General features: G+C 50.6%; 6 protein-coding genes. 4 read left to right on the forward strand and 2 right to left on the reverse strand.

From position 1 onward, the window contains the following. Positions 1-200: 200 nt before the first annotated feature. Positions 201-1,352, reverse strand: coding sequence for a DmpA family aminopeptidase (locus PFRI_RS03880; protein WP_211317828.1), 1,152 nt, complete (start codon positions 1,350-1,352; stop codon positions 201-203). A gap of 548 nt (positions 1,353-1,900) precedes the next feature. Between PFRI_RS03880 and rpsU the strand changes: the two genes are divergently transcribed. After that, the gene (gene rpsU / locus PFRI_RS03885) at positions 1,901-2,101 is read left to right on the forward strand and encodes a 30S ribosomal protein S21 (RefSeq protein WP_072629432.1); all 201 of its coding nucleotides are present in this window, start codon (positions 1,901-1,903) and stop codon (positions 2,099-2,101) included. Between the two features lie 137 nt (positions 2,102-2,238). Here the strand turns inward: rpsU and PFRI_RS03890 are convergent, their stop codons facing one another. Beyond that, entirely contained in the window at positions 2,239-3,498 is a 1,260-nt protein-coding gene (locus PFRI_RS03890) for an MFS transporter (protein ID WP_072629433.1), read from the reverse strand. Positions 3,499-3,728: 230 nt separating this feature from the next. Between PFRI_RS03890 and PFRI_RS03895 the strand changes: the two genes are divergently transcribed. The 3 genes from PFRI_RS03895 to PFRI_RS21490 all read left to right on the forward strand — a co-directional run. After that, complete coding sequence (locus tag PFRI_RS03895) at positions 3,729-4,280, forward strand: 2OG-Fe(II) oxygenase (protein ID WP_072629436.1); 552 nt, start codon at positions 3,729-3,731, stop codon at positions 4,278-4,280. A gap of 158 nt (positions 4,281-4,438) precedes the next feature. Continuing rightward, positions 4,439-4,657, forward strand: a complete 219-nt coding sequence (locus PFRI_RS03900; RefSeq protein ID WP_072629434.1) for a hypothetical protein — start codon at positions 4,439-4,441, stop codon at positions 4,655-4,657. A 289-nt stretch (positions 4,658-4,946) separates the two neighbouring features. Next, positions 4,947-5,147: hypothetical protein (locus tag PFRI_RS21490; RefSeq protein ID WP_217653407.1), on the forward strand; the 201-nt coding region annotated here is incomplete at its 3' end.

The raw sequence follows: 5,147 nt of genomic DNA on the forward strand, positions 1-5,147 counted from the left end.
ACCGTCGCACCAAGAGGAGAAATCACGCTCAGGCCCGCATCGAAAAACCTTAAACGAAGGCGACCCTCGCTGCACATGCATTAATGTCCGGTTTTGTGAACCGTTCAACATACGGTGGATATCGGTGGTTTTTGGGTGTGTAGGTGCGGATGCAGCTAAATCCGCAACGAGCCCAAAATCACGTAAGTCAATCAGATGCGCTAGCGTGCGGATTCCGCCAACTTCCGAATTTCCGAATGAGGGATGGAAGGAACGAAGTTTTCGTCGCGGCCCACCATGTCGCTGTTGGCAATCAAGCTGTTGAGTATGGCTTCTTCTGTTGATTGCACCACTGCCTCAAAAAACGGGTCCAGGTGTTCATCGGGTATCATTGTCAAGTTGAGCAACCTTTTGGACGCATAGGAATTTGAAACGCCATTCGCCGTTGAGAATGCAATGAATATATCGCCGGATCCGTGGCGCGCAAAGCCGCCTGTATTGCCCACGCCTAGTGTTGCGCGGCGCGCCAATCTCTTTAGCTGATGAGGCAAGAGCGGGGCATCAGTTGCAATGACAACAATAATTGAACTCAGGTCCGGATCAGGAGAATTCTGAACCACCTTTGGGTCTGTCAGTCTTTGACCAATAGAGTGCCCCAAAATCCGCAGGTCTTTCCTGCTGCCAAAGTTTGCTTGCACGAAAGTTCCTACAGTGTAGTCCATTTCGTCAAAGTCTACGATGCGTGAGGCGGTGCCAGAACCGGCCTTGAAGCCGAAACACTTCATACCTGTCCCTCCGCCAACGCTACCTTCTTCGATGGAGCCTGAGACAGCATTGTTGATCGCTTCGCTGACGTGTTCTTGCGTGACGTGAAAGCCATTTATGTCATTTAGAAAGCCATCGTAAGTTTCAGCAGCAACAGGCAGAGCAAAGTCGTCGGAAAAGTGTTCAGGGAACCGCTTGGCGGCCCATCGAATTGTTGCGTCCCTTGCCATCCCGCAAGAGTGAGTATTCGTGATGGTAATTGGCAGCGAGAATTTCCCAACCTCTTCAATATAGTGGGACCCCGTTAGCTCTCCATTCCCATTCAGGCTAAACAAACCCGCCATGACAGGTGCGCACAACTGATCCAAAGGCCGTGGCAGAATGGCCGTTACCCCTGTCCTGATCGGCCCTTCGCCGACCACGAGTTGCCCAACTCCTTCAACGATTGTCGTGTATCCTACAGAAACCCCCTGAACGTCTGTAATACTGTTCAGCCGACCGGAGGCACCCGGAAATTGAAGGGCCAGAGACGCTGCTCTCGGTTTTCCGGACGGGGTTGTTGCTTTATTGCCGCCTTGTCGCTCTGCCATTGTTTCAAACTGTTTCACGATATTATCTTTCTTCTTATGCTACTTGAATGAAGTTGGGATGCAACGTTGGGTGTGTCCGCACCGCGGCTTTTCCGAACGTGCCCAGATCCCTCTTTTTTGGTACAGATATAAACCTCCCTAATTGACGTTGTCGAAAACCCCGTTCAAATCCCAATTAAAGCATCTCGCCTTTTCATTGAATCAACATGTACCGCCAATGTCCCGAGAGCGACGCAGCCGTGGCAGGGTATTGGTGATTCAAGTCTAAGGCGAGGCGATCTAGTTGTTGAAGTTTGTTGACGCTCTAATGTGATAGTCGACGTTCGTGCGACACGCAGCATCCGTCGAAATGGGCTCTCGGCTGAGTTCTTTGAAAACAGGCTTTAGGCGCGCTCTAGAGCCTAGTGGGTAGATGTTGCAGAAAAAACTATTGAGCGATTGAAAACAGCGAGGTTTGCGGAATGTCGTTGTTGCGAGGCGCAGTTTCATAAACCAAAATTATCTTGACAAGGTGCGGGTTCTCGCAAACCTGATCCAGGACAGTCCATAAAGGTAATGAAAACCAAATGCAGGTTAGTGTTCGCGACAACAATGTCGATCAAGCTCTTCGGGTTTTGAAGAAAAAGCTACAGCGCGAAGGCGTATTCCAAGAAATGAAACTGAAGCAACATTTCGAAAAACCGTCAGAGAAAAAGGCGCGGGAAAAGGGCGAAGCAATCCGCCGTGCCCGCAAACTGGCGCGAAAAAAACTGGAAGGCGAAGGGTAACCACTCGTCCTTCTTATGAGTGTTTCATTGCGGATTGATCAAGACCGCACTAGCGGACAGACCGGTAACGCATGCGAACCGCAGAGAGAAAGCGGTCCTTGATGTCATCGTTTGGGGGATCAAACTTGCGCAATATCTCATCCCGTGGCGTGTCGCTTAGGATCACTGGGATACAATTTTGTAGGGCCTTCGACAGAGATGCGCGCCTGTCCAAGCCTTGGGTGCAGCTTATTCGCTAAAACCCAAGCCATCAGCAGCCCTGCACCACCTGCAACGAAGACGCCAGAGATCGGCGAAACCAGTAAGACCAGCCAAGCGGCACCAGGCGTCAGGATACCCGACACATCTCGGAAGCTGGAATATATTGCGGACATTTCTGTACGCTCTGATGGCTTGACGGCAAGCAAGAAAGGCAGACCGGCGCACACGTCCAACAAGATCAGAAAAAAGGAACCAGCCATCAAGCAAACAACGGCAATCGGCGGAGTGCCATGTAGCGCGCCAGCCACTAGGAACAAAACTCCGGAGATCAAGAACCCGACTCTCACGGCCTTCTTGACGGACCTGCGCTGTATGACAAGGAACATCAAAGGTGTAAGGAAAAGTGCGCCATTTGAAATCGAAAGTGCGATCCCGCCCAACTGTTCGCCCAATCCGTTTTCGAGGGCATAAATCGGAAGATAGACGACATAGACCCACCACCCGCATGATCGGATCACAGCGAAGGTCCAACCTGTAATCAGACGTGGTTGTTCCGCAAATCTTCGAAAGTAAGCGAAGGGATTAGCGGGCGCTGCCCGGCTTTTGGTGATCAACTTCCCATCTCCAAGACGCATTACGAGAAAGACAAGAAGCATCGTCAACGCGGCGATGGCTGCGATTAAGAATGGTGCTGGCCGCCACCAACCAAATAGAAACACACCCAACACAGGGCCAACCGTCCATCCCAACGCACTGTAAAAAAGCCGCGATGTTTCGAGCTTTCCCAGCTCTATTTTTGATACATAATCAAGCACATACGCGTTGAAACATACAAAGGTTGTAACTGTAGCAAAGGTCGTGAACGAAAGCCCCACAACAACTGCAAAAGGGGCTTCAAAGCACGCTAGTAGCGCTCCGATTGCAAACATTATTGTACCAGCAGCGTAGACCCACCGTCGCGGTACATAGCGGATAAGATACGGAACCAGTAAGCCAATCATCAGAGAGCTCAAACCAATGAAGAAGTAAACTTTGGACACGACGCCTACATCTTGCAGGGCCCGGTAAATTATAAGAGGAAACACCGAAATCAATATGCCTCTGGCTATCGCTTCAGTTCCCGCTAAAACGGCGAAACCGCGAACGCTAGGCGCAGGTGCATGGCGAAGCCATTCTGGGATTCGACGTTCGTGCATCAGGACTACTCATCTGGATAATTCCGTAAATCACAGGTTTCGTGTGGCTGTGCATTTCCAGTTGCGACCCAATGTCGTTTTTGCGCAAAACCCTCTTTCCTACAGTATGCCGAGGCACCGAACAGACGTCGTTGAATGTAGTCGTATTTTGCCTTTTTGGTCGAAAACGTGACAGCGCTTTACAGGAATCCTGTCGAAGCTACCCAAGACAACGGCAAATGGTGGCCAAAATGATGGGCGTTCACTCAATCGAAGGCGGGTTCACACCCAAAGAATGTGATGCGATTGTCATCGCAACGAATGCGGCCCCTGCGCAAGAAGCGTTGCTTGTCGGTCAAAACCGCGATCACAATCTACGCCGCTCTGACTTGGTGTGGCTGGATGAAGTCGACGGCATGGGATGGGTCATGGACAGGCTTATCGACGTCGTCCGAAAGTCAAATAGAGATCGGTTTGATTTTGATCTGCGAGAATTTGCAGAAAGCCCGCAAATCGCAACCTATGAAGCGACGGAGGGCGGGCATTTCAAATGGCATTCTGACATTGGAGATGGGCCAGTTGCGCGCAAACGCAAGCTAACTTTGGTCGCCCAACTCAGCAAACCCGGAACCTATGACGGTGGCGACCTGGAAGTGATGCCCGGTGCGCATATCGTTGGGGCCAGCCGTGCACAGGGTTGCGTCACCATCTTTCCAAGCTTTCATTTGCATCAAGTGACGCCCGTGACCAAGGGCACTCGCCATTCATTGACTGTCTGGGCCCACGGTCCAGCATTTCGATAATCACAAGAGGGGGCTTGGTCACATACTCAATGCAAACCTACTGGTCAAAAAGGTCCTTTGCGCCAGTGACACAAATGTTGGTTTTTGACCGGGGCTATTTTGAAGATAACGCCTCCAAACGTTATTTGGGGCAATAACTCATTCTAGAGGAGTGTAGGATGGATGAATTGGATGTGGACGCGCTTCGGATTTTGAAAGCTGTTGCAGAGGAATATGGGAAGGTTTTGACCCTTTACGCTGTTGATGAAGTTGATGTTTGGGCGATCGATGAGCTCGTGAGATACGGGTTAATCAGCGTCCGACAGCTTAACAACGCTGATGAATTGACGCTGACGAACGAGGGTGAATGGTATCTGGAGAACCTACTGGGTGAGTAAAAAACTAGCTTTCTGTCTGTCATGTTGCTGTTTTTCAGAGGTGGTCGCGAATTTTTGGACCAGTCGTTAAGGTGGATCACATGACTAAAGAACTGATCTAGAATGAAAATCCGAAAAACCCATTCGCTTGCATTCAAAGCTTAGGTAGCTCTTGAGGCAATTCGCGAGGGGATGACGCTTGCAGAATTGTCCAAGATGTATGGCTTTCATCCAACTCAGACCCGGCATTCGCCGCGCAGACCACCAAAGACACCTCCTGCAATCGCGGCACCGATCGTTTCATCACGATGTGATTGGCATTCCAAAAGATCTTGGCAGCTGTCTGTCTGAATGTCCGGTTCTTACGCTGCGCGGCGGTACCGGATTTTACGCTCCTACAGCATTTCGCACGTCGCGCGCGCACGCAGCACGAATTTGCTACTTCCGCTTTGGGCTGATTGTGTTGAAAAACTATTCCTTGATCGTAACAGTCTCTGCTGATTCAATCTGT

The organism is Planktotalea frisia (assembly GCF_001890925.1).
Classification (GTDB): domain Bacteria; phylum Pseudomonadota; class Alphaproteobacteria; order Rhodobacterales; family Rhodobacteraceae; genus Planktotalea; species Planktotalea frisia.